The organism is Psychrobacter sp. P2G3 (genome assembly GCF_001593285.1).
Classification (GTDB): Bacteria; Pseudomonadota; Gammaproteobacteria; order Pseudomonadales; family Moraxellaceae; genus Psychrobacter.
The window spans coordinates 1,891,370-1,914,807 of the sequence record NZ_CP012529.1; the positions used below are offsets into that span (position 1 = coordinate 1,891,370).

At 41.9% G+C, this 23,438-nt stretch carries 17 protein-coding genes; 13 read left to right on the forward strand and 4 right to left on the reverse strand.

What is annotated here, in order from left to right; genetic code table 11:
* Nucleotides 1-86 precede the first annotated feature (86 nt).
* From nrdA to yfaE, 7 genes are all read left to right on the forward strand, one after another.
* The gene (gene nrdA / locus AK823_RS07720; RefSeq protein ID WP_068327986.1) at nucleotides 87-2,363 is read left to right on the forward strand and encodes a class 1a ribonucleoside-diphosphate reductase subunit alpha; all 2,277 of its coding nucleotides are present in this window, start codon (nucleotides 87-89) and stop codon (nucleotides 2,361-2,363) included.
* 103 nt (nucleotides 2,364-2,466) lie between these two features.
* A complete protein-coding gene (locus AK823_RS07725) occupies nucleotides 2,467-3,420 on the forward strand; it encodes a DUF2971 domain-containing protein (protein WP_149031851.1) in 954 nt (317 codons plus the stop codon).
* An 820-nt stretch (nucleotides 3,421-4,240) separates the two neighbouring features.
* A complete protein-coding gene (locus tag AK823_RS07730; protein WP_068327990.1) occupies nucleotides 4,241-4,492 on the forward strand; it encodes a type II toxin-antitoxin system Phd/YefM family antitoxin in 252 nt (83 codons plus the stop codon).
* Nucleotides 4,482-4,769 carry a type II toxin-antitoxin system mRNA interferase toxin, RelE/StbE family gene (locus AK823_RS07735; RefSeq protein WP_068327992.1) on the forward strand — a complete coding sequence of 96 codons (288 nt, stop codon included), beginning with the start codon at nucleotides 4,482-4,484 and terminating at the stop codon, nucleotides 4,767-4,769. Before AK823_RS07730 ends, AK823_RS07735 begins: the two co-directional genes overlap by 11 nt.
* 23 nt (nucleotides 4,770-4,792) lie before the next feature.
* Nucleotides 4,793-5,164, forward strand: a complete 372-nt coding sequence (locus tag AK823_RS07740) for a hypothetical protein (RefSeq protein ID WP_068327995.1) — start codon at nucleotides 4,793-4,795, stop codon at nucleotides 5,162-5,164.
* A gap of 97 nt (nucleotides 5,165-5,261) precedes the next feature.
* On the forward strand, nucleotides 5,262-6,395 hold the full coding sequence (gene nrdB, locus AK823_RS07745) for a class Ia ribonucleoside-diphosphate reductase subunit beta (protein ID WP_068327998.1): 1,134 nt from the start codon (nucleotides 5,262-5,264) through the stop codon (nucleotides 6,393-6,395).
* Between the two features lie 247 nt (nucleotides 6,396-6,642).
* Entirely contained in the window at nucleotides 6,643-6,909 is a 267-nt protein-coding gene (yfaE, locus tag AK823_RS07750) for a class I ribonucleotide reductase maintenance protein YfaE (RefSeq protein ID WP_068036052.1), read from the forward strand.
* A gap of 101 nt (nucleotides 6,910-7,010) precedes the next feature.
* On the opposite strand, the gene AK823_RS07755 is transcribed toward yfaE, so the two are convergent.
* A complete protein-coding gene (locus tag AK823_RS07755) occupies nucleotides 7,011-8,357 on the reverse strand; it encodes a trypsin-like peptidase domain-containing protein (protein ID WP_068328001.1) in 1,347 nt (448 codons plus the stop codon).
* Between the two features lie 348 nt (nucleotides 8,358-8,705).
* Between AK823_RS07755 and AK823_RS07760 the strand changes: the two genes are divergently transcribed.
* Nucleotides 8,706-9,548 (forward strand): Nif3-like dinuclear metal center hexameric protein, encoded by an 843-nt coding sequence (locus AK823_RS07760; RefSeq protein WP_068328003.1) that lies wholly within the window; start codon nucleotides 8,706-8,708, stop codon nucleotides 9,546-9,548.
* A gap of 983 nt (nucleotides 9,549-10,531) precedes the next feature.
* Nucleotides 10,532-11,737 carry a transglycosylase SLT domain-containing protein gene (locus tag AK823_RS07765; protein ID WP_068328004.1) on the forward strand — a complete coding sequence of 402 codons (1,206 nt, stop codon included), beginning with the start codon at nucleotides 10,532-10,534 and terminating at the stop codon, nucleotides 11,735-11,737.
* Between the two features lie 122 nt (nucleotides 11,738-11,859).
* On the opposite strand, the gene AK823_RS07770 is transcribed toward AK823_RS07765, so the two are convergent.
* The 3 genes from AK823_RS07770 to AK823_RS07780 form a co-directional block, all read right to left on the reverse strand.
* Nucleotides 11,860-14,856: a LysM peptidoglycan-binding domain-containing protein gene (locus AK823_RS07770; RefSeq protein WP_068328005.1), complete on the reverse strand. Its 2,997-nt coding sequence runs from the start codon at nucleotides 14,854-14,856 to the stop codon at nucleotides 11,860-11,862.
* A gap of 299 nt (nucleotides 14,857-15,155) precedes the next feature.
* Nucleotides 15,156-15,650 carry a hypothetical protein gene (locus tag AK823_RS07775; RefSeq protein ID WP_068328008.1) on the reverse strand — a complete coding sequence of 165 codons (495 nt, stop codon included), beginning with the start codon at nucleotides 15,648-15,650 and terminating at the stop codon, nucleotides 15,156-15,158.
* A 364-nt stretch (nucleotides 15,651-16,014) separates the two neighbouring features.
* Nucleotides 16,015-17,319 (reverse strand): hemolysin family protein, encoded by a 1,305-nt coding sequence (locus AK823_RS07780; RefSeq protein WP_228138830.1) that lies wholly within the window; start codon nucleotides 17,317-17,319, stop codon nucleotides 16,015-16,017.
* A 512-nt stretch (nucleotides 17,320-17,831) separates the two neighbouring features.
* Between AK823_RS07780 and yajC the strand changes: the two genes are divergently transcribed.
* The 4 genes from yajC (at nucleotide 17,832) to AK823_RS07800 (ending at nucleotide 23,236) form a co-directional block, all read left to right on the forward strand.
* A complete protein-coding gene (yajC, locus tag AK823_RS07785; protein WP_068036063.1) occupies nucleotides 17,832-18,110 on the forward strand; it encodes a preprotein translocase subunit YajC in 279 nt (92 codons plus the stop codon).
* Nucleotides 18,111-18,455: 345 nt separating this feature from the next.
* A complete protein-coding gene (secD, locus tag AK823_RS07790; protein WP_068036066.1) occupies nucleotides 18,456-20,333 on the forward strand; it encodes a protein translocase subunit SecD in 1,878 nt (625 codons plus the stop codon).
* A gap of 9 nt (nucleotides 20,334-20,342) precedes the next feature.
* Nucleotides 20,343-21,626, forward strand: a complete 1,284-nt coding sequence (gene secF, locus AK823_RS07795; RefSeq protein WP_068328011.1) for a protein translocase subunit SecF — start codon at nucleotides 20,343-20,345, stop codon at nucleotides 21,624-21,626.
* A gap of 209 nt (nucleotides 21,627-21,835) precedes the next feature.
* Nucleotides 21,836-23,236, forward strand: coding sequence for an MATE family efflux transporter (locus AK823_RS07800; RefSeq protein WP_068328014.1), 1,401 nt, complete (start codon nucleotides 21,836-21,838; stop codon nucleotides 23,234-23,236).
* Nucleotides 23,237-23,438 lie beyond the last annotated feature (202 nt).

The window sequence follows — 23,438 nt, forward strand, 5'->3', positions numbered from 1 at the left end:
GTAACACCTTGTTATAGCGTAATAAAAAACTTTGCTAGATTTAATCTACGCAGGGTAAATATCAGCAATCAATAATAGAGGGTAACATGACACATATCGATAAGATTCAAGTGACCAAACGCGACGGACGTTTAGAGCCTATTGATTTAGATAAAATTCATAAGGTTATCGCGTGGGCAGCTCATGATTTAGATAATGTGTCTGTATCACAAGTTGAGCTAAAGTCGCACATTCAGTTTTATGAAGGTATCAAAACTCGTGACATTCACGAGACCATCATCAAATCTGCTGCTGACCTAATCTCTGAAGATACCCCTGACTATCAATATTTAGCCGCGCGTTTGGCTATCTTCCACCTACGCAAAATCGCTTACAACAGATTTACCCCGCCGCACCTATTTGATCATGTAACCACCCTGACCAATGCCGGCAAATATGACGAGCATATCCTAGCTGATTATAGCCGTGCTGAGTTTGATGAGTTAGAAGAGTATATGGATCACTGGCGCGATATGAACTTGGCTTATGCTGCGGTTGAGCAGATGGCTGGCAAATACCTCGTGCAAGATCGCGTCACCAAGACGGTCTATGAGAGCCCGCAGTTCTTATATATGCTCGTCGGCATGTGTCTGTTTAGCCGTTATGATAAATCAGAGCGTCTCGACTACGTTAAACGCTTCTATGATGCGACTTCACAATTCAAAATCTCTCTGCCAACGCCAATCATGTCTGGTGTGCGTACGCCATCGCGTCAGTTTAGCTCGTGCGTCTTGATCGAATGTGGTGATAGCCTAGATTCTATTAATGCTACCACCAGCGCCATCGTACGTTATGTCTCACAGCGTGCTGGTATCGGCATCAACGCTGGTCGTATTCGTGCCCTTGGTAGCCCTATCCGTGGCGGCGAAGCGCAGCATACGGGTTGTATCCCATTCTACAAATTGTTCCAAACTGCGGTGAAATGCTGCTCACAAGGTGGCGTGCGTGGCGGTGCTGCGACATTATTTTACCCAATATGGCATCTAGAAGTTGAGTCGTTATTGGTACTCAAAAACAACCGCGGCGTTGAAGACAACCGTGTCCGTCATATGGATTACGGCGTACAGCTAAACAAAACCATGTATACCCGCCTAATCAAAGGGCAAGACATCTCGCTATTCTCACCAGGTGATACCCCTGGCTTGTATGATGCGTTCTTTGAAGATCAAGACAAGTTCGAAGAGCTATACACCAAGTACGAGAATAACCCAAGCATTCGTAGCCGTCAAATCCCAGCGGCAGACTTGTTTAGCCTGATGATGCAAGAGCGCGCCAGCACTGGTCGTATCTATATCCAAAACGTCGATCATTGCAACACTCATAGCCCATTTGACCCGACGGTCGCGCCGATTCGTCAGTCAAACCTATGTATGGAAATTGCGCTACCGACTAAGCCACTTGATAACATCAATGACGAAGAAGGCGAAATCGCCCTTTGTACGCTATCAGCAGTTAATTTGGGTAAAGTTGAAAACGTCAGCGATATCGAAGAACCGGCCGAGCTCATCGTGCGTGCGCTTGATGCCCTACTCGATTATCAAGACTATCCGGTAAAAGCTGCGCAAAACGGCAGTATGCGTCGTCGTACATTGGGTGTTGGCGTGATTAACTATGCTTATTACCTTGCCAAAAATGGCGTACGCTATTCAGACGACAGCGCCTTAGGCCTGACCCATCAAACGTTTGAAGCGCTACAGTTTTATCTCTTAAAAGCGTCAAACAAATTGGCAAAAGAGCAAGGCGCGTGCCCTGCCTTTAATGAAACGACTTACTCGCAAGGTATCTTGCCGATTGATACCTATAAAAAAGACTTGGATAAAATCTGCCAAGAGCCGCTACATCTCGATTGGGAAACGCTACGCACTGAAATTACCACTCACGGTCTGCGCAACTCTACCCTAACCGCCTTGATGCCTTCTGAGACTTCTAGTCAGATTGCCAACGCTACTAATGGTATCGAGCCACCACGCGGTCTAGTCTCTATCAAAGCATCAAAAGATGGCATCTTAAAGCAAGTCGTTCCTGATATCGGTACGCTTAGACATCAGTACGAGCTGCTATGGCAAATGCCAAACAATGACGGTTACCTAAAGCTGGTCGCTGTTATGCAGAAGTTCGTTGATCAAAGTATCTCTGCCAATACCAACTACGATCCAGTTCGTTATGAAGGTGGCCGTGTACCAATGAAGATATTGCTAAAAGACTTGCTAAACGCATATAAGATGGGTGTGAAGACGTTGTACTACCATAATACTCGTGATGGTGCGAACGATGCGCAAGCAGATATGGAAGATGATTGTGCTGGTGGGGCTTGTAAGATTTAGATTCAAGCTCGAAATAAATGATGCAGATGAAACCCTAGTTTAATCTGCATCTCTATTTCTAAGACTCGTAGTGACCTTATCATCTAATAAAGCGAGGTAACTTTTGAATTTATACAAATATAGAGAGTTGAATGAGTTTACACGTGAATCTTTGAAAGAAAACTATTTTTGGGCACCTTCAAAAGAAACATTGAACGACCCATGTGAATGCTACTATTCTACTGAATCTTATGACAAGATCATGTCTTTTACTGCTCTGTTAAATATAAGTGAAAGTAGAAGCGCTCTTAATAATAGTTTCGATAATGTTCAAGAGATGGTTAAAGCCTTAGGTATTTTTTCGCTCAGCAAATCTTACAATATCTCTTCTTTATGGGCTAGCTATGCAAAAAACCATACAGGAATTTGTATTGAATATTACTTAGAAGATTTAATTAGTAAAAATAATGGTCTTTATCAATGTTTTGATGTGGTGTACTCAGATACTCCCCCTGATATCGGAGTTGAAGATATTAACAGCGATACTCTATTACAAAAAATGATTGGCACTAAACATTTTGACTGGGATAAAGAACAAGAATTTAGAATCGTTTGTGATAATCAGGGCAAAAATCATTATCGTTCTGATGCTGTTTGCGGCATAATTTTTGGGTTAAAAACACCTGATGAAAGCAAAAATGAGCTTATGAAGCTACTACGTAATAGAGATATTAAGTTCAAACAAATAGTAAACGATGGTAAAAGCTATGGTTTACATACACAAGATGTTGTTAATCCATATGATGGAGAAGTAAATTTAATTAATCATGAGAAAATAGATTTCGGAGATATAGTTCCAGATGAAGCTTATATAAGAGAAGATCACAGGGTATTTATTCCTTATCTATATAAGGTAGCTACGCTAATGAGATCTTACCCAGATTGTATCGAGATATTTAATATGGACTTCTCAGAAACTTCGACAGTCAAAGATCCTATAATTTATGTGAATTTCAAAGAAAAAGAATCAGTTTATCCTTACAGTAAGAAAATTTTTCATATCAATAATATGATATAGCTCTTGTAACTAAAACAAGCGTAGGGTGGATTAGCATAAGCGTAACCCACCGGATGATTAAAAAAATAAATTGGTAAGCTACTTATTGTCTCAATCCTCTATGAGGATCAAGCAAGCGTAGGTTGGGTGGAGCTTGCGACACCCAAAGATTTTAATTGATAATAGAAAATCCTATTTAAAGGATTTTCCTTGCGAGCCTAATGAAGCAATGCTTCATTTTTACGGCTCTCAGGTCTCGTCCCTCGACACCAACTTACCTTTAGATCGTAGCGGTTGTTGTAGGCTGGGTTTTTAACCCAGCATTGTAACTTTGCAAGAGTAAGATGCTGGGTTAAAAACCCAGCCTACGCAAAAATATATTCAACTTTAAAGTTAATTTTGGCTCGTGATGTAGGGTGCGTTCCACGCACCAATAATTTGAAAATTGAGTTTAACGGTGCTTAAAAAGCACCCTACAAAATAAGCATGAATAGCAATATTTATAAGAAAGGCAAGCTAAGCCCTAACAAGGTCGTTTAGCCGCGACTATAGCGGTATCCTGCCAACGACGATGGCTCTCAGAAAATCACAGATTTTCTCTTGCGTTGGGGCAAAGCAGTGCTTTGCTTTTTCCCTCCTCAAGACTGTGGCTGGGAGTGGTCGCTCGAACGTTGGAACACTGCCAGACATAATAGACTGCACGTCAGCGGCTAGGCAGATACAAGCGGTAGGCGGGATTGGCTACTTAAATAGTTAAATTTAATACAATAACAAATAAGACTTAATTTTCGTGCTAAAATTGGCCCTATATTTAGAGCTTAATATTAGTGGAGAATGAATCATGCAACCGATATTTGCGACACAGACAGCTAGCATCTCAGAACTAAAGGCCAACCCTTCGGCACTAATTAAACAGTCGGATGGTGAATCCATTGCTATTTTAAATCATAACAAACCTGTGGCTTATTTAGTTTCAACAGATATGTATGAGCGCATGATGGAAGCGATGGACGATATGGCATTAAGCCAAACCGTTAGCGCACGAATGAATGACGGGCAAGTACCTGTAAAGGTAACGTTGGATGACTTATAATCTTGAGTTTCATCCTTTAGCATTAAAAGAATGGAAAAAGTTAGCGCCCAGTATTCAGCAGCAGTTTAAGAAAAAATTACAGCAGCGCTTATTAAACCCTCGTGTTCCTGCTTCAAAACTCTCGGGACATACAGACGCCTATAAAATCAAACTACGCACCATAGGCTATCGTCTGGTTTATACCGTAAAAGATGATGTAGTGGTGGTTTATGTGCTAGCCGTAGGCAAAAGAGAAAACAATAAGGTATATGAAAGCCTTGTGTCACGCCAACCATAATTTATAAAAACGACGGAGGTCATGTGCAATATACCGCAATCATCAAAGACGGTGGTTTGTTTATCCCAAATGTATTTTCAGACCTAAACGATGGTGGCTCGCATATCGTACAAGTCGAGGTTGATATTGCAGAGGTGCGTCAGCAGTTAGGTGTGGATGAAGCATCAAAGACAGCCATCACCAAAAAAAGCGTGGCAAAAGCAGCTAAAAAGCCAGTATCGAGAACGGCTAAAAAGGACACAAAAATAGCAGCGGAAGATATGGATGTGAGTACCCTACGCAAAAGCGCACTTGATGAACTAGAAGCACTCGATGATAGTGAACTGAGCGAAATTTTTAAAGCCTATATGAACGACGGACAAGAGTCGTCACAGATATCACTAGAGAACCTCTAAGCTAAAAAGCTATAATCCGAAAACGTGTAATAACATCAAATCAAAGCCAGTCAAACCCATATAAATTAATAACCGTATCAATTATAAAGGCAGTCCCATGACTTACTCGATTTTTTCCCAAACGCCAAACAATGCTATGAAAGAGCCGATGTTCTTTGGTCAGCCGGTCAATATTGCCCGCTACGACCAACAAAAGCATCCTATCTTTGAGCAGCTGATCGAAAAGCAGCTATCGTTCTTTTGGCGTCCAGAAGAAGTTGATGTGTCAAAAGACCGCATGGACTTTGGCAATCTGTCCTCGCATGAGCAGCATATATTTTTGAGTAACCTCAAGTACCAGACCCTACTCGACTCTATCCAAGGTCGTAGCCCAAACGTGGTGCTATTGCCGTTGGTATCGATTCCAGAGCTAGAGACTTGGATTGAGACATGGTCGTTTTCAGAAACCATTCATTCACGCAGCTATACTCATATCATTCGTAACATCGTCAACGATCCAAGCATTATCTTTGACGACATTATGCAAAATGAGCACATTTTAGAGCGTGCCTCTGACATCGCCAAATACTATGACGACTTGTACCGCAATTCGCAGCTCTATAGCTTGTATGGTCCGGGTATCCACAATATCAACGGTAAAGAAATCACCGTCGATTTAAAGTCGCTTAAAAAGCAGATGTATCTATGCATTATGGCGGTCAACGTTTTAGAAGCTATTCGCTTTTATGTGTCGTTCGCGTGCTCGTTTGCGTTTGCTGAGCGTAAATTGATGGAAGGTAATGCCAAGATTATTAAGCTTATTGCCCGTGATGAGGCGCTGCATTTGACTGGTACGCAGCATATGCTTAACCTTATGCGTAACGGCAAGGACGATCCAGAGATGGTAGAGATTGCCCATGAGTGCTATGAGGCAAGTATTGAGATCTTCGTTAAAGCGGCAGAGCAAGAAAAAGAATGGGCCAGCTATCTGTTTAAAGATGGCTCGATGATTGGTCTGAATAAAGACATACTTTGCCAGTATATTGAATATATTACTAACTTACGTATGGAAGCGGTCGGCTTGCCATCAGCATTCCCGAACTCTAAGTCAAATCCGATTCCATGGATTAATACATGGCTATCGTCTGATAACGTCCAAGTCGCCCCACAAGAGACGGAAATCAGCTCGTACTTGGTCGGTCAGATTGACTCGGATCTATCAAATAGTGATTTTGATGACTTTGAGCTTTAAAGGCTGGTATTTTAAAGGCTAATGCTCTAAGACTAATATTTTGAAGCTAACTTTTAATAGTTTAACTTTGCAACGCTTAACCTTAATAGTTATGGCTTAATCTTAATCCTTTAAGCTTAAGCCATTTTAGTTTTAGTAAGGACTTATTAGGCTGCGTTCGACGCGCTCTAAATGAACACGCCCTAAATGAATAAGGTAACACTCAAAAGAAGCTGGAACTATAGCACCAGTTAAAATAGGATCAACTATGACTTGGGTAATGACCAGTAAAAAACAGTTTTATCTGCATGATGATGAAAGTCTGCTCGATGGGCTGCTACGTACAGGACACGATGTCAACTATCAATGCCGCGAGGGCTATTGTGGTAGCTGCCGAGTAAAGCGCATTGCCAGCTCACACTTGGTGGACTATCCATTTGAACCATTAGCCATGATTGAGGATGATGAGATATTGCCTTGCTGTTGCCGTGTGCAAGGCGTGATTTATATCAACCATGAACCTATTGTGAAATAAAATCTCATTTATTAAAAGTTAAAATCAATAAAAAGCGCGCTATCTAAATAAGATAGCGCGCTTTTTTATACATGACTGCTTGCTATATATATCTGTCTTGACTATTGGGCAGCAGCATCTTGTTCAAACAACTTTAATAGCTCTTCACGCATACGATTACGCTCTTCTTCCGACATCATAGGCGCATTTGGATCATCGTAATATTGCTGCTCGCCTTGACTATCTGGACTACCTTGACCATTCAACCTGTCATCATGCAAGATTCTTGGCTCTTCAACCTCCACGACTTCTTGGGCAGGACGTTCTTCAAGCAATATCTTAACCTGCTTGTTTTGACCATTGCGCAATACTTGTGCATTTAGCTCAGTCGTTGGTGCTTTACGTGCTACGTATTGAATAAGCTTGTTTGCATCAGTCATCTCGATACCATCAATCGTCAAGATCACATCACCGACTTTTAAACCACTTTTGGCAGCAGGGCCTTGAGCGACGACATTCAGGACTTCTACCCCTGTTGAAGTTTCAAGGCGCGTTGGGTCACGTAGTTGCGATTGGATTTCGATACCTAGCCAGCCGCGACTAACTCTACCGTCTTTAATGAGCGCATTCATAACCTGCTCAACGATAGCGGTTGGAATGGCAAAACCAATACCCATCGAACCGCCAGAGCGAGAGAAGATAACGGTGTTGATACCGACTAGCTCACCACGGGCATCGACGAGCGCGCCACCTGAGTTACCCGGATTAATAGCCGCATCCGTCTGAATAAAATCTTCAAACTTATTAACGCCAAGACCAGTACGACCAGTCGCTGAAATAATCCCTTGAGTGACCGTTTGACCGACCCCAAATGGATTACCAATCGCTAAAGCTAAGTCACCAACACGACTAGGCGCTTCACGAAAACCTAATGGCGTCAGTCCGGTCATATCAACCTTGATAACTGCTAGATCACTATCTGGGTCAGTACCAATAACTTTGGCGCGGCTTTTACGGCCGTCATTGAAGGCAACGGTAATCTCATCCGCTTTTTCAATGACATGAGCATTGGTGACGATATAGCCATCCTCTGACACGATGACACCCGAACCTAGGTTAGTCGGCCCTTGACCTTGCGGTCCGCCATGGAACTCAAAGAAGCGGCGTAAGACTGGATCATCCATATAAGGATGCTCAGCCATCGTTTGGGTAGTATAGATATTTACCACTGACTGCGAGGCTCGCGCCACCGCATTGTGATAAGAAGCGATGGGTGCTGGCTTATCAGAAGTAGGTGCTAACGCTTCCTGCTCAGCAGCCGTCGTCCTTGGTGGCTCCCACGTTGTCTCAGATGGTGCCTTCATACTCATAAACAACCAGATAAACGCTGCGATTATTATCAGCAGTAATATCCAAGGCAACCACTTCCACAGAGTTGCCTTATTGTTGGTGTTTGGGGATGACGACATATATAAACCTCTATAAATTTGATACGGACAGACAGTGATAAATGTGGTGAGACGATTGCGATTAAATTGTTATTAAGTAGGTGCTGTTAACCGGTTATTAATCGGTTGATAAGCTGCTGTAAATCAGCTATTAATAAGTCAGACACTATCTATTAGACAGGCTCACGTAGGTAAATTATAACTGGCAACACCATAAAATAGTAACGTATCGTGTACCATTTCAGTTATGGGGTTTATCTCCTCATTTACAACATCATGCTAGAATGATTGCCATAAAAACCTGTTTATCAATGATGCTCGCTTGACTAACTGAAATCATTATATCAATTGAAATGATAAGGACACACAATGACCGCGAAAGCTATTTCAACTGAACCATCAAATACAGCAATTACCGCACAAGCCTTGACCCAATTTTGCGATGACTATCTATCTGCGAGTGCCTTTAAAGACTATGCACCTAATGGGTTGCAAGTAGATGGCGGACAGCCTATCAGACGCATTGTTACAGGCGTTACTGCCTGTGAAGCCTTAATCGATGCTGCAATTGAGGCAAAAGCTGATGCCATCATGGTACATCATGGCTACTTTTGGAAAGGTGAACCTGAGCCGATCACTGGCATGAAAGGTCGACGCATTCGTAAATTGATGCAACACGGTATCTCTATGATTGGCTATCACCTACCTCTTGATGCGCACCCTACCATTGGTAATAATGCCAAGCTCGCTGAGATGCTAGGATTAACCATTACCGAAGCGCTTTATCCTCATGAATCGCACCCTGTCGGCAATATCGCCATTTGTACTCCGCAAAGTACTGAAACATTAATCCAAACGATTACTCAAGCATTGGGACGCGTGCCTCTACATATTTCAGGTAACTATCACTATTCTGCGAATGACCAATCAGATCAAACCAATGTTACAGCACCAAAACTGATTGAACGTGTGGGTCTCTGCACAGGCGGTGCACAAGATATGATTGAGCAAGCGGCAGCGATGGGCTGTGATGCCTATATCTCTGGTGAAATATCTGAGCGCACTACTCATAGTGCTAGAGAGCTTGGGATTGACTATTTTGCCTGTGGTCATCATGCGACAGAACGAGGCGGCATTCAGGCGTTAGGTAAACTGGTTACTGAGCATTTTGGACTGCCAGTCACATTTATAGACATCGACAATCCCGCATAGCTCTACATGACCAGCATTCTAGATAACCAGCTTTTATCAGTGCGAGATATTGACGAGCTCATAATCTTTAACCAGCTCATGCCCTTTAACCTTTGAGAAAATAGACTTTATTCACTTATACGAATATAATGGCTATTTTTGACCGTCTATTCCTTAATTGTTAAGTTTTATCACTCTTTTATTAACTTTACTTGAATAATGGTGTTATAAACCGCATAAAGTTAACTTGCGAAAGAACGTTTTGTCATGAAACTTCCCATTTACTATGGCCTCCGGTTATAACGTTGAGCTAATGAGCGATTATCCGTATATCTATGACAGATTACGGATAATTAGTATTCTCTCAGCTTAACGTTGCAATGATTGTGTACATTAACTTTAAGAAATGACGTGTCATTTGCGCTAAAAACATTTGATACGACAAAACTCATATGGTTAATGATCAACATTGCTGGACATTAGTGTATTAGCAATATGCTGCCTTATCAGTTATTCATAGGCTGCTGAATCTGCTAGTGATAGTACAGTAGAATTAATTTTGGTTAAGATCAATATAGCCGCTTACTTTTACAACAATATTATTACTTATGCATTTGTCTCAATAACTTATTCATGACCTTACCTATGTTCAATATAGTATTTTAGTCATATTTTAGTCCGTTATCGGTAAAGGTGACATAACAGTCATTACTTGTTACCTTTATTTATGCTGCTTAGTTTATGTTACGTCTATAGCTTAAGCATACGGTTTATAAGGCTTTTTATGGGTTTATTATTAAACCTTATATGGAAAGCCTTTATGATAATAATATCTATATTGATACAAGATGCGGTAGTGCTTGTGCTATTAAAGAGCCTATCATCATTTAAGATGCAATCTTATCGTCTATCTGCTGTTTAGTTATTTAGAATAGCTGTTTGGATAGTCATGACGATAATTGCAGCTTTACGGTAAGTAGGATGGCTAAAATCAGGAGACATCCATGCAGCGTATTACTTATCGTGTCAAAGTATCTGCGCAAGGTGCTAAACGCCGTATTTCTTATTTACTGCGTCCTAAGCGCACACTTAGCACCAAAAGTAACATCGTTTCATCCGTTACCCCTACTAAGTCAAACCGTTTTGCCAAGACGAAAAAAATGGCACAAGTATCGAGTATTGCCCTACTCTCTTTGCCCGCTGAGAGTCTAACAATGATGGACCCAAAAGTGCCAGCGTATGATCACGTCATGCTGGAGGAGACGCTAACTATCGCAGCTGTCCCTGGAGATAGCACCTATTTTGCGACCGATGGTTTCCAACATGGCTTTGGTTATGATCTGGTACGTAGCTACGCTGATGAGCTGGGAGTGAAGGTTGATCTAAAGGCTTATGCGAGCGAAGAAGCAGCATTGCGAGCGCTAAAATCAGGTAATGCTGATATGGCATTAACCACGGCTAGCACGCAGCTAAAAAGTCAGCTTAATCTATCGTCGGTCAATGTCAGCTGCGGTTATGATACTAGCCTGACTAAAAATGGCTTGCATCCAAAAGTCAGCTGGACGTTCAACCAAGCTGATGATCCATTGTCACAAAAGGCCAGTTACTTTTTATGTGATAGCATCAAGCTCGAAAATACGCAAAAGCTTGCAGCATTCTATAATCAGAACTTGCTAAAAGATGCGTACAGTCAAAACCATTTTAAAAAGACTCTGACAGAAAAGCTGCCTGACTATCAGTCTTCTTTTAAAGAGCAAGCGCGCAACTACAATCATGACTGGGAGTTGCTGGTGGCAATGGGTTATCAAGAGTCGCATCTTGATGCCAATGCAGTATCGCCAACAGGTGTACGTGGTTTGATGATGTTAACCAACAATACTGCAAAAGCCATGGGGGTCTCAGATCGTGTAGACCCTTATCAAAGCATCGGCGGTGGCGCTCGTTATCTAGAGCAGATGAAAACTGACTTTGCTGATGTGCCAAAGACCGATCGGATTTGGTTTGCACTCGCTGCTTACAATATGGGTCCTAATGCTATTAAAGGTATTCAGCGCAAACTTAGTGACGCAGGTATTGATGATAAAAACTGGGCGAACGTCTATACCTATCTATCAGAAAATAGAGCCTCAAATAGCCGATATGGTCAAGCGATGCACTACGTAAGTAATATCAGAAGTTATCTTGAAACCATTAAAACTCGTATGGTCTAGGCCTAACCTCTGAGTTGATAAAAGGCGTAAACATAAAAAAAGCTGCTCTTAATAATAAGAGCAGCTTTTTTTGGTTAACATTTTGCCAATAGTACTTACTATTTAGTAAGTACTATTTAAAATCAACGATTAGGTACTGTCAAACGCTGACCACGTTGTAACATAGTATCTGCCGAGATTTTATTCATATCAGCAAGCTCTTGAGTTGAGACTCCATATTTACGTGCCAGCCCAATTAGACTATCGCCAGAGCCAACCGTATATCTAACTGTCGCCTTAGGCAATTTGATTGTCTGTCCACGCTGTAACTGAGCATTAGTCGCTAGGTTATTAGTTGCCGCTAAGTCTTCTACTGAAATACCAGAACGGCGCGCTAGAGCGATCAAACCATCACCTGACTGTACTTTGTAATTCTCAGTGTTACCAAGTTTTTTGCCAGTACTGGTGCTACTGCTGCTAGAAGCGGCACTACTACTGTTACTAGAGGTACTGACACTACCGCCACTAGCAGGAATAGTAATAGTGCGACCAAGTATCAAGTTTGAAGTCGTACTCAGACCATTCGCTGAGGCCAAGTCACTGACACCGATATTGTAGCGGCTGGCAACGCCCGTTAAACTATCTCCAGATTGTACTTTGTAGCTTATTGGCTGATCATTTAACTGACGATTCACTTCTGCCTTAGATACTGGTACTTTAATCGTCTGACCGCGTTGCAAGCGAGCTCTAGCATCAAAGTTACTATTAACTGCTGCAACTTCTTCTGCACTTACGCCGATGCTATTAGCAATCCCAATTAACGTCTCACCTGACTTTACGGTATAGCGACTAGTAGGGGTTGAGCTGCTAGCACTACTATTTGTACTTGTGCTACTAGAGTTGTTGCTAGCAGAAGTAAAGTCAACACTGGCAGGTATTTTCAACGTCTGACCCACGTATAACGAGTCTGTCGTGCGTATCCCATTGAGGCTAGCTAGAACATCAGTTGAGATATTAAATTGACGTGCTAAGGCAATCAAACCATCACCAGATTTAACTTTATAGTTCTTAGTTGCAGTGGTAGATTTACTAGGCTTAGAAGACGGCGCAGCAGGTGTGCTAGTCGGCGCTGTTACTTTACCGGGTATCAACCATAGCTTCTGCCCTCTCATTAAGTCAGAACGGCTACTTAAATTATTGTAACTTGCTAGCTGTGTCACGGATAAACCAAAACGATTAGCCGTACCGATGAGCGTATCGCCTGACTGCACTACATAGCTGTCTGGCTGGCTTTCAGTCGTTATATTAGCACTACTTAATGGCTCAATAGTCTTCGCATTATATAAATACAGGGTGCTACCAGACAATAGCTTTGCCTTGGCATCTATTTGATTCCACTCAGTGATATCGCGCCAGCTTACCCCAGCACGACTAGCAATATTCGATAAGGTATCACCACGTTTTACAGTATAAGTGGTACGTGTGCCTTGAGGTTTTGGCTTACTCACTGGCGTTTTTGCAAAGCTAAGTTTTTTCTCTTCCCCACTCGCTTCTAAGATAGACTGCTGAGTCTGTACCGCTGATAGATTGATATTACCGTCAGCATTGATTACATTGGTTTCAGTCGTTTTAGTTCGAATCTGATTGGCAATGAAATCACGCTCTTCTTTACTAAGAGGCGGCTCTTGAACAATGGTATTATTTTGTGTAATTTGAGCTGAAGTAGTTGGCAAGCTATTACTGCTTTGTAGCTCAGCATTAATCTTGCTGGTCTCTTTACTAGTAATAGGTGGTTCATTACGGATAGATGAGTTGCTGTTATATCCAGAGCTGCTAGTCGAGGTCAGCGTTGGCGAAATATAACTGGTTGTTTGCTGTGGCACGCTAGCAGTGGCAGCATAATCAGCCAAACCGCTACCAGTAGAAGGTAATGATGAGCTGGTGTACGGCTTGCCATTATAGCTTGGCGTCGTAGTGGTACTGCTTGAGCTACTCGTACTGCTTGAAGCAAGTATATTACCTGTACCATTCCCTCTCAACGATATCAGCTTAGCATCAAGGTTGGTATTAACATCATTAGGAATAATAATACGCTGCGGGCCTGATGAATCGATACGTCCTGACGTTAGCGCAGTATTCAATCTTTCTAGTTCGTCATAACTAACCCCAGTAACTTGGGCTACTTCAGCCAAGCTTACGCCGTAGTTAACTGGCACACTGCGAAAATGCTGACGGTTGGCAATGGCGGGTAAATAAACACCATATTGCTCAGGCTTAGCAACGATTTCGGCAACAGCCAAAAAACGCGGTACATAGTTCATGGTTTCAGTAGGCAGTCTGAGTGACCAGTAGTCAGTTGGTAATCCGTTTGCCGCATTGGCATCAATTGCCCTTTGCACACGACCAGGACCAGCATTGTAAGCGGCTAATGCTAACTCCCAACTACCAAACTGATTATGTAACGCTGTCAAGAAGTCATAAGCTGCACGTGTTGATTCAATGACATCACGACGACCATCGTAGGTGCTACTTTGATTCAGACCATAGATACGACCAGTACTTGGAATAAACTGCCACAAGCCTGCTGCTGCTGCACTACTTGTACCACTTGGATCATAGGAGCTTTCGATGACTGGCAGCAAAGCAAGCTCAGTGGGAATATTACGGCGCTCAGCTTCACGTACCGTATGATAAATATAACGACTTGCACGCGCAGTTAAGCGGTTTAGATAGTCTTGTCTGCTGGTAAACCAACTTTTCTGTCCTTCAATCCGTTGGTTATAGATAGGCTGACCACCATTCATACGATAACCAGCACGCAAGCGATTCCATAAATCACCGTACTGTTGAATAGCAAGTTTGTTATCTTCCACCATCGTCATGTCAGTAGCTTCTAATAAGTCCGCCAACTCATCTAAGCTCTCTGCATCCAAAAATGCAGTCGAGTAATCATCACTTGTGGTTGGCCGAGCAGCTCCAGACTGATTAGCTGGACGCTTAGTCACAACAGGCGAGCTATTGGTAGCGCCTGTACCTTTCACTGCTGACGTATTACTACATGCGCTAATAAGCAAAGTCGACACCGCAAGCGTCAGTGGTAAAGCAATAAATGAGCGGGATTTTAATGACACAGTAGACATGATGATAGAATTTTCCTAACGACAAAAAGTGATAAAAATAAAGTTAATCGACAGTATAGTATGCAATGCAAACCAAAAACTATACTTCTGTAGAAGATTGTCTATAAAATTTAGAATAATACGGTTAGATGTCTTATTTTTGGCTATATTTTTAGCGCTTACACTTTACTAGTGACGGTAATCACTAGTGACAATAACTGGCTTATTAAACAGTTTTTCAGCTAACGAATGCTAGTTGAATAATTACCTAGCCATTATTTACTGTAATAAATTAACAGCTATTTTAATAGATGATTACTTCAATCAATAGTTACCTGTGATACTGCACGTAATAACACAGCATTCCCAGTAGATAAAGTAAGCGTAACTCTTGATGTGGTCACAAACGAAACGTTTTTGCCGTCTTTTACCCAACTCTCAACCGTCTTAACGTTTGCTTTAGCTTGTGAGCCAGTAGTGACAATGTTATCAACGCTGATATCATAGCGATAGTTTGAAGTTTGATTCCAACTATCTTGCAGTAATTTTAAGTAAGCATTTTTGTCAAGGCTAGTAGATTTTCCTTTTCTAGATAATGAAATCAATGCATCATCAGACACTAGGGTAGCAACTTGGTTGATGCTTTTATTATTAGCAGCTAATTTCATTGCAGCTGCATAGTTCTGCACCAAGCCTTCACTCATCGTTGCTGCTTGGGCATTAATAGCAACCGTACCAACTACAGCCGCTAGCGTAGCTACGCTAGCACTTTTAATAACTAGAGCTAATAGCCCTTTATTCCATAATCGTTTCATTGTGATCCTTAGCGGTATCTCTTTTATTATCTAGTTTTTGTTAAGTAGATCTATTCTATTGATATTTTTATAATCGAATGAACTGTTTGACATATCAACTTTGATATATCGGCATAGTCATTATCTATACTTATTTGACGTCGTACCTGGTAAGAAATAATAGGTTGCCATGACAAGCTACACAGTACAGTTAATCCACTACTCAAAGTCAATTTAAGCTTTTTAAGAGGCAGTTTTAGCCTAGCATTAAATCCTCACACCCATGTAACGTCATGTGTAATTATTGCGTGCATACCTGCCTATTCTCCTACTACATATAGCCAATAACTTTTTTCAAAAACTTTCAGTAGCTTATCAATGAGTTTTAAGGTTTCGTATTATCATCTATCGTCTGTTCATCATCGTTAAGCTTCATGCCCAAACGCTCTACTCGTCTGTCCATCATTTGTCGTGCTAATGCTTGCATATCTTCAACACGATCTATCTCATCGACAATCTCAAGCCCTAATAAAGTCTCGAAGACATCCTCTAAAGTCACTAGACCTTTAACCTCACCATATTCGCCTACCGTGATTGCAATATGAATACGGTTTTTTAGCATTAATTCTAATAAATCGAATAGCTTCATTTTTGAGAATACAAAAGTAATCTCGCGTTGAAACTGCGTTAACGGCTTATGCATAGCATGATTGACTTTCGCTAACAACATATCTGTTTTTAATACAAAACCAGTAATATTATCTAGATCACCATCATAAATAGGTAACCGCGAAAAAGTCAGTTTTGGACGATCAGCCAGTACTTCGGCGACTGTTTTGTTCTGCTCAAACGCCAGCATCACCGAACGCGGTGTCATGATATCTTCGACTTTAATCGCGCCAAACGCGAGTAAATTACGAATGATTCGTGATTCTAATGGATCGATTTGACCTGATTCTTCGCCAATACTAGCAAGAGCTGCAAACTCGCGACGACTAAAGACATGAGTCTCTTTACCGCGCACAAGCAATTTGGTCAAACGCTCTGAGAACCAAATGAGAGGATATAGAAGAAGAATAATACCACGTACAAAGTAAGCCACCATACCGCTTAACTGACGCCAATATACTGTTCCTAATGTTTTTGGAATAATCTCAGATAAAAACAAGATTGCCAAAGTCATAATCGTAGAAAACAGTCCAAACCATGCGCTACCAAAGACAATCGTTGCCTGTGCACCAGCGCCAATCGAACCTAATGTGTGTGCTACAGTATTCAACGTCAAAATAGCCGCTAGCGATTGATCAATATTATCAATCTTCAGACGTCTTAGCATATTTGCTTTTTTGGGATTGCTTTCTTCAACATCAGCAATATATGAAGGGGTCATACTGAGTAATGCTGACTCTGCTAAGGAGCAGACAAATGACACACCAATGGCAATAGCAACAAAAAGTATTAACAGGGCAATGCTTGCAGCAGTTGGATCAGCGACGGCCGAAGCTTCAACAGCCAATGCCGAATGAGGTAAAAAAACCATTGGTACAGCTATCAGCGCTGATAAACCAAATGCGGACTTATTGCTAGGACATGTGTAATCATGTGTCGTCGGGGGAGGTTCAGCAGACGCTTCTTTACGATAAGCGCGCGGACGACATAGACGAGGTATAAACGAAAAAGTGGTGAACAAGTTAGGTAACCTAAACAAAAAAAAGAATGAAAAAGGATAAAATACAATGAGTTTTATTGCTAGTAAATATAATGACTGGTAGCGGTTAGCTCTCATCTAATAAAAATAGCACTGTGTAATAGAGCTACAAACCAGCTACTATCAGCATTAACAAGAAACATAATCAACAATTTGATATTAGCACCGATGCTTATATTTAACAATAAAATGTCATACTATCTACCTGTCTAGAAAAAATCCATTATAAATAAAAAGTTGTGCGATTAGCATGGCTATTCATGGTGTTAAACAGATGTAACTTCAATATCTGGTTACGTAATATAGTCTTATATACAGCCGCTTTTATTTTTATAGATAATGCTTTAAAAGGATTGTCGTAATAGATATCGGCTGCTAGTATGCCAGTGCGCCAAGGAAAATACACTCATCCCATGATTAACAGTTACCAAGCTTGGGATTTTTTGTTACTATGCGTTTAATTTTACTATTATCTATAATTTATTGAGAGAGATATGGAAGCATTTGGTCAAATATTATTACCAGTCGCCTTTTTTGCTATTTTTTACTTTTTAGTGATCCGTCCACAGTCTAAACGTACCAAAGAACATCGTGCCATGGTAAATGCTTTGACCGTTGGTAGCGAAGTGATTTTTGCTGGCGGACTTATGGGTCGTATCAAAGGCCTTGAAGGCGACTACGCTATTGTAAGCTTAAACAACAATACCGACATTAAAGTACAGCGCGCTTCTGTTATTTCAGTATTGCCTACAGGTACTATAGAGAGCGTATAAATGTTAATGGTAAAGCTTCACGCCTAACATTCATTATCTTAGTATCAACCAGTATATTGATAAAAATGGCCGTTAACGTTTTACGGTCATTTTCTGCTACTAGATTGTCAAATTAGTTACCTAACTGACTGACGATAGCGGACTTACCTTCTATCGTATATATTACGATTCATAGTGTAGTCGTTTTATGATGCTTAGCTTTACGTTCTCTTATCATAGCGGATGATCTCAATGGTGAATGATTACTCATACTAATTGCGGTAGTTATCCATTGTAATCACGAACGTCCCATCTGCTGACTTGTGGCCTGCGTCGCCAGTACTTTATCAACTTAAAGAAGTGATTATGCAATATCCCGCTTGGAAATACTTACTCATTACCGTCGTGCTGATCATTGCTGGTCTGTATGCTGCTCCCAACCTTTATCCTGATGAACCTGCTGTGCAGATTACTAGTGCTGCAGCGGGTACTCAGCTATCTGAAGGCATTTTGACCGAGTCAGAAAGCCTGCTAAAAGAAGCTGGTATAAGCTACCATGATGGCACTTTTGAGGGCAACAGCGCACTGGTACGCTTAGACAATCCAGTCTCTCAGCTCAAAGCACAAGAAGTCCTAAAGAAAAATCTTAGCGATGATTATGTGGTTGCGCTTAACTTAGCACAAACAACACCGCAGTGGCTCCGTGATATCGGCGCAAAGCCGATGAAGCTGGGTCTAGATCTACGTGGCGGGGTACGTTTCGTTCTAGAAGTGGATATGGACAAAGCCTTAGAGCAGCGTCTGACCAGTGCGAGTCGTGACGTGCGCCGTGAGCTAAGGGCCGAGCGTGTCGCAGTCAAAGGCATTAAAACTGAGGCTCAAGGTATCATATTGCATTTTGCTGATACCGACGCGCGTAACCGTGCGCAAAATGTTTTACAAGGCTCAATGGGGTTGAATTTTAGTTTGCAGTCCTCTATCGATGACCAAGGCCCTGCGCTAATCATGGCATATAACGATGCGACGCTGGATGAGATTAATAGCTATGCAGTTAATCAAAACTTAACGACCCTACGCAACCGTATTGCTGAGCTTGGCGTTACCGAAGCCTTAGTACAGTCACAAGGTGCTAGCCGTATCGTTGTCGAGTTACCTGGTGTACAGGATACCGCTGAAGCCAAACGTGTACTTGGTCGTACTGCAAACCTTGAGTTCCGCCTAGTCGCTAAAGACAGCGAAAACTTCATGGGTGGTATACCTCCTGCTGGTACTGAATCGTTCCCGTTCGAAACGCTTGATGGTCCGCCAGTATTACTAGAGCGTCAAGCTATCGTCACTGGTGATAAGGTCACCAATGCCCAGACCAGTCTTGATGAAAGCGGTCGCCCTGAGGTCAATATCACTTTAGATAGCGCTGGCGGGAAGCTCATGCAAAACGCTACCCGTACTGCTGTTGGTGACCAAATGGCGGTATTGTTTATTGAAAATAAGCAAAGAATCACTTACGAAGAAGACCCTACTACTGGTGAATCTGTCGAAGTACGCACTCCTTATGCTGAGACCAAAGTCATTAACCGCGCTAATATTCAAGCGGTATTAGGCTCATCATTCCGTATTACAGGGCTTGATAGTAATGCTGAAGCTGCTGAGCTTGCACTACTATTACGTTCAGGAGCACTGGCTGCACCGATGTATTTCGTTGAAGAACGGACGATTGGACCTTCATTAGGTCAAGAAAACATTGCTAAAGGTCTGTTTTCTACTCAGGTCGGATATCTATTAGTATTCGCCTTTATGATTATTTTTTATCGCTTGTTTGGGGTAATTGCCAACGTAGCGCTAGCAGTTAACGTCATCATTATCATCGCGATTATGTCAATTTTAGGCTCATCGCTTACTTTACCGGGTATTGCTGGCGTGGTCTTGACCATCGGTATGGCGGTAGATGCCAATGTACTAATCTTTGAGCGAATCCGAGAGGAGCTGGCGAACGGGGTGCGGCCAAAATCTGCAATCGTAGCAGGCTTCGACCGTGCTTTTAGTAGTATTTTCGATGCCAACATCACCACGTTGTTGGTCGCATTTATCTTATTTGCGATTGGTACTGGTCCGATTAAAGGCTTTGCGATTACTTTAGCTATTGGTATCGTCAGCTCGCTGTTTACCGCGATTTTGGTAACACGTGCACTGGTACAAATTGCTTATGGTAAGCGTAAATCTATCAAACGTTTGAGCATCGGCTAGGAGAATAACATGGCGATTGAACAGAATAATCCCCCAAAGAATGACAACACGCCGACATCTAGCAGCTCAGGTGGCGGTGCAGGTGACAGTCCTAACGAAAACAACAAGCGTCGTCGCCGTAACAAGCCACGCCGTGATGGTAAAGGTAGCAATACCCAAGCTAATAATCCTACGACTGCAAAAACTGGCAAAGATAAGTCTCGTCGTAGTGGACAAGGCACTAAAGATAATCAGGCATTGAGCACCCAAGCATCTAACGCTGCTGTTGATAACGATCATAACCACCTGATTGATAGTGCTGCTGATGACGCTGCTGTAAAAGAAGGCGGCATTAAAGCGGTTGGTAATCAGCGCATTATTCCATTTATGAAGATAGAAAAGCCTATGGCAATTTTATCTCTATTGATGGTGATTGGTAGTATCATTGCGATTGCTGTGAATGGACTTAACTTAGGTTTAGACTTTACTGGCGGGGTTTCAGCAGACGTGCGTTATGAGCAGCCTGCGGAGCAAGTCGAAGTCGTACAAGCGCTGGCTGATAATGGTTTTGATGATGCTGTCGTACAGTATCTAGGCACCCGTCAAGAGCTATTAGTACGTTTGCCACCACAATCTGATAATATTGACGGACTAAGCGCAAGTCTGACTCAAGCACTAGCCCTACCCAATAATAATGCTGATATCAGTAACGTTAATATTATCGGTAGCCAAGTCGGTAATGAGGTGTACTTAAACTCAGTAATGGCTTTAGTGCTGGCACTGGTTTGTATGCTTGGTTATGTGGCCCTACGCTTCCAATTTAAGCTATCGCTTGGCGCAGTAATGTCATTATTTCATGATGCTATCGTCACCATCGGTGTCTTTGCATTATTCGGCTTTCCATTCGACTTAACCGTATTAGCAGCTATCTTGGCATTGATTGGCTATTCATTGAACGATACTATTGTCGTCTATGACCGTATTCGTGAAAACTTCCGCCGTGTCCGTGGCATCAGTCCTTATCAGACGGTTGATCTGTCATTAACAGAGACCCTGCGTCGTACTATTATGACTATTTCAACGGTATTGTTAGTTGTATTAGCAATGATGTTCTTGGGCGGTGATGGATTGTATTGGTTCTCAGTAGCACTATTCATTGGTCTACTTGCTGGTACTTATTCATCAACCTATATCGCAAGCTCTATCCCTCTTCGAATGGGTCTATCACGCGATGATTTCATCGTTAAAGTGAAGCCTGAGTTTGAGGAAGAGATTGTTACTTTCAATGACCCAAAGATGTTTGAACAAGATTAATCTTAAAAAGTTGTTTGGATAATGCTGACTTTTAACAATAGCAGCATTGTCCTAAACATAACTAAAGCATTGAATAAAAGCACCTATTAGTTAGGTGCTTTTATCTTTATATAATTACCAAATATATCGAATAGTACAAGCTCATCCCGCACCTATGCAATACACTGACGGGTACTATCATCTGTGTTTTATGCACAAGCGATCATTTTATGCCAACGACTACCCCGCCAAAAGCTATGCCACCTATTGATACTCGCTATACGCGCATTATCGCGATTGCCGTTCCAGTATTACTAGCAAACTTAGCGATGCCACTACAAAGCGTGATTGATACGGCTATCGTCGGCAATATGAATGATGCAGCAAAGCTTGCAGGTATGGGGCTAGCGATACAGCTTTTGTCCCTATTACTCGTTAGCTTTAACTTTTTGCAGTATGCGTCTTCTGGTTTATCCGCACAGGCTTTAGGGCAACTTGCTGATAATAACGACTCTATAAACTTGCAGCATAAAGCATCACCGCTCCTGTCTATTTTGCAGCGTGCGCTCTTACTAGCCGTCGTCATTGGTCTAGTGCTCCTACTAGCGAAGCCTTGGCTCATAGATTTTGGCTTGCAAGCGTTGTCAGCCAATCCTGATAGTGGTGCTGCTGCAAAGATTTATCTAGATGTGCGCTTTTGGGGTGTCATAGCTGAGCTAATGAACTTTGCCTTTATTGGCTGGTTTGCAGGGCAAGGTAAGACTCGCTATATGCTCTATCAGCAAGGTTTTATTGCCATCCTTAATATCATTCTGACGCTATTTTTTGTCTATGGTATGCAGTTGGGAATAGCTGGCGTTGCTCTAGGGACTACTATCGCATTTTGGTCAGGGGTTGTATTAGCGTTATGGCTTAGTCGCCGGAATTTGCAATTGACTTGGATAGCCTTTTTTGAGGTTGATCCACAGCACTTTACTAAAAATAAAATGCTTAGGCTATTCTCGCTAAATAAAGATATTTTTATTCGTACGCTCATTTTAACAGTGAGCTTTGCCTGGATTACTCGTCTATCCGCTCAAAGTGGCGATTTGGTTTTGGCAGCCAATGCAATTTTATTGCAAGTATTGAGCATTTCAGCCTTCGCACTTGATGGTGTGGCAGTGTCAGCTGAGACCTTAAGTGGTCAAGCAGCAGGGCGGCGAGATTGGCCGCGCTTCCGTATTATCGTAAAGCGTACAGGCGTAGTCAGTTACGGTCTCGCCTTACTGTTAAGCGCGGTTTGGTGGCTTGCAATGCCTACCTATCTAGATCTCATGACCAATATTGAAACAGTCTTTACCTTAACCAATGCTTATCAATGTTATGCAATATTGCTACCACTCATTGGTGTGGGCGCTTATTGGCTCGATGGAATATTTTTTGGTCTAACCGCAGGCCATGTCATTCGTAATGCCGCCTTGATATTAGCCGTTATCTTTTTTCCGCTTAGCTGGCTGCTATATCAGCAGTGGGATATGACGGGTATTTGGCTCAGTGTTTGGTGCTTGTTATTATTACGCATGTTTATTCTCAGTGGCTTTTTATACCATGCACATAGAACAGGTAGCTATGAAAAATTACAGCCAATTTGATAGCCTACAAAAGAGGCCTAATTTGAAAGAAGCTTAGCTTGAAGGAAACATAGCTTGACAGTCATGATTTACGTGAACAAAAATTTGTAATGAAAAAATCTTTAATGAATAGCAAAGTCAGACAATCTTAGGATATCTCGTGAACACTTACTCTGAACAACATCAAGACTCTACCTATCAGTGGGCAGAGGGCTTCAAAAAA

Coding starts and splice junctions, on each gene's coding strand:
- nrdA (WP_068327986.1), top strand. CDS start 87: ATGACACATATCGATAAGATTCAAGTGACCAAACGCGACGGACGTTTA.
- AK823_RS07730 (WP_068327990.1), top strand. CDS start 4,241: ATGCAACCGATATTTGCGACACAGACAGCTAGCATCTCAGAACTAAAG.
- AK823_RS07735 (WP_068327992.1), top strand. CDS start 4,482: ATGACTTATAATCTTGAGTTTCATCCTTTAGCATTAAAAGAATGGAAA.
- nrdB (WP_068327998.1), top strand. CDS start 5,262: ATGACTTACTCGATTTTTTCCCAAACGCCAAACAATGCTATGAAAGAG.
- yfaE (WP_068036052.1), top strand. CDS start 6,643: ATGACTTGGGTAATGACCAGTAAAAAACAGTTTTATCTGCATGATGAT.
- AK823_RS07755 (WP_068328001.1), bottom strand. CDS start 8,357: ATGTCGTCATCCCCAAACACCAACAATAAGGCAACTCTGTGGAAGTGG.
- AK823_RS07760 (WP_068328003.1), top strand. CDS start 8,706: ATGACCGCGAAAGCTATTTCAACTGAACCATCAAATACAGCAATTACC.
- AK823_RS07765 (WP_068328004.1), top strand. CDS start 10,532: ATGCAGCGTATTACTTATCGTGTCAAAGTATCTGCGCAAGGTGCTAAA.
- AK823_RS07770 (WP_068328005.1), bottom strand. CDS start 14,856: ATGTCTACTGTGTCATTAAAATCCCGCTCATTTATTGCTTTACCACTG.
- AK823_RS07775 (WP_068328008.1), bottom strand. CDS start 15,650: ATGAAACGATTATGGAATAAAGGGCTATTAGCTCTAGTTATTAAAAGT.
- yajC (WP_068036063.1), top strand. CDS start 17,832: ATGGAAGCATTTGGTCAAATATTATTACCAGTCGCCTTTTTTGCTATT.
- secD (WP_068036066.1), top strand. CDS start 18,456: ATGCAATATCCCGCTTGGAAATACTTACTCATTACCGTCGTGCTGATC.
- secF (WP_068328011.1), top strand. CDS start 20,343: ATGGCGATTGAACAGAATAATCCCCCAAAGAATGACAACACGCCGACA.
- AK823_RS07800 (WP_068328014.1), top strand. CDS start 21,836: ATGCCAACGACTACCCCGCCAAAAGCTATGCCACCTATTGATACTCGC.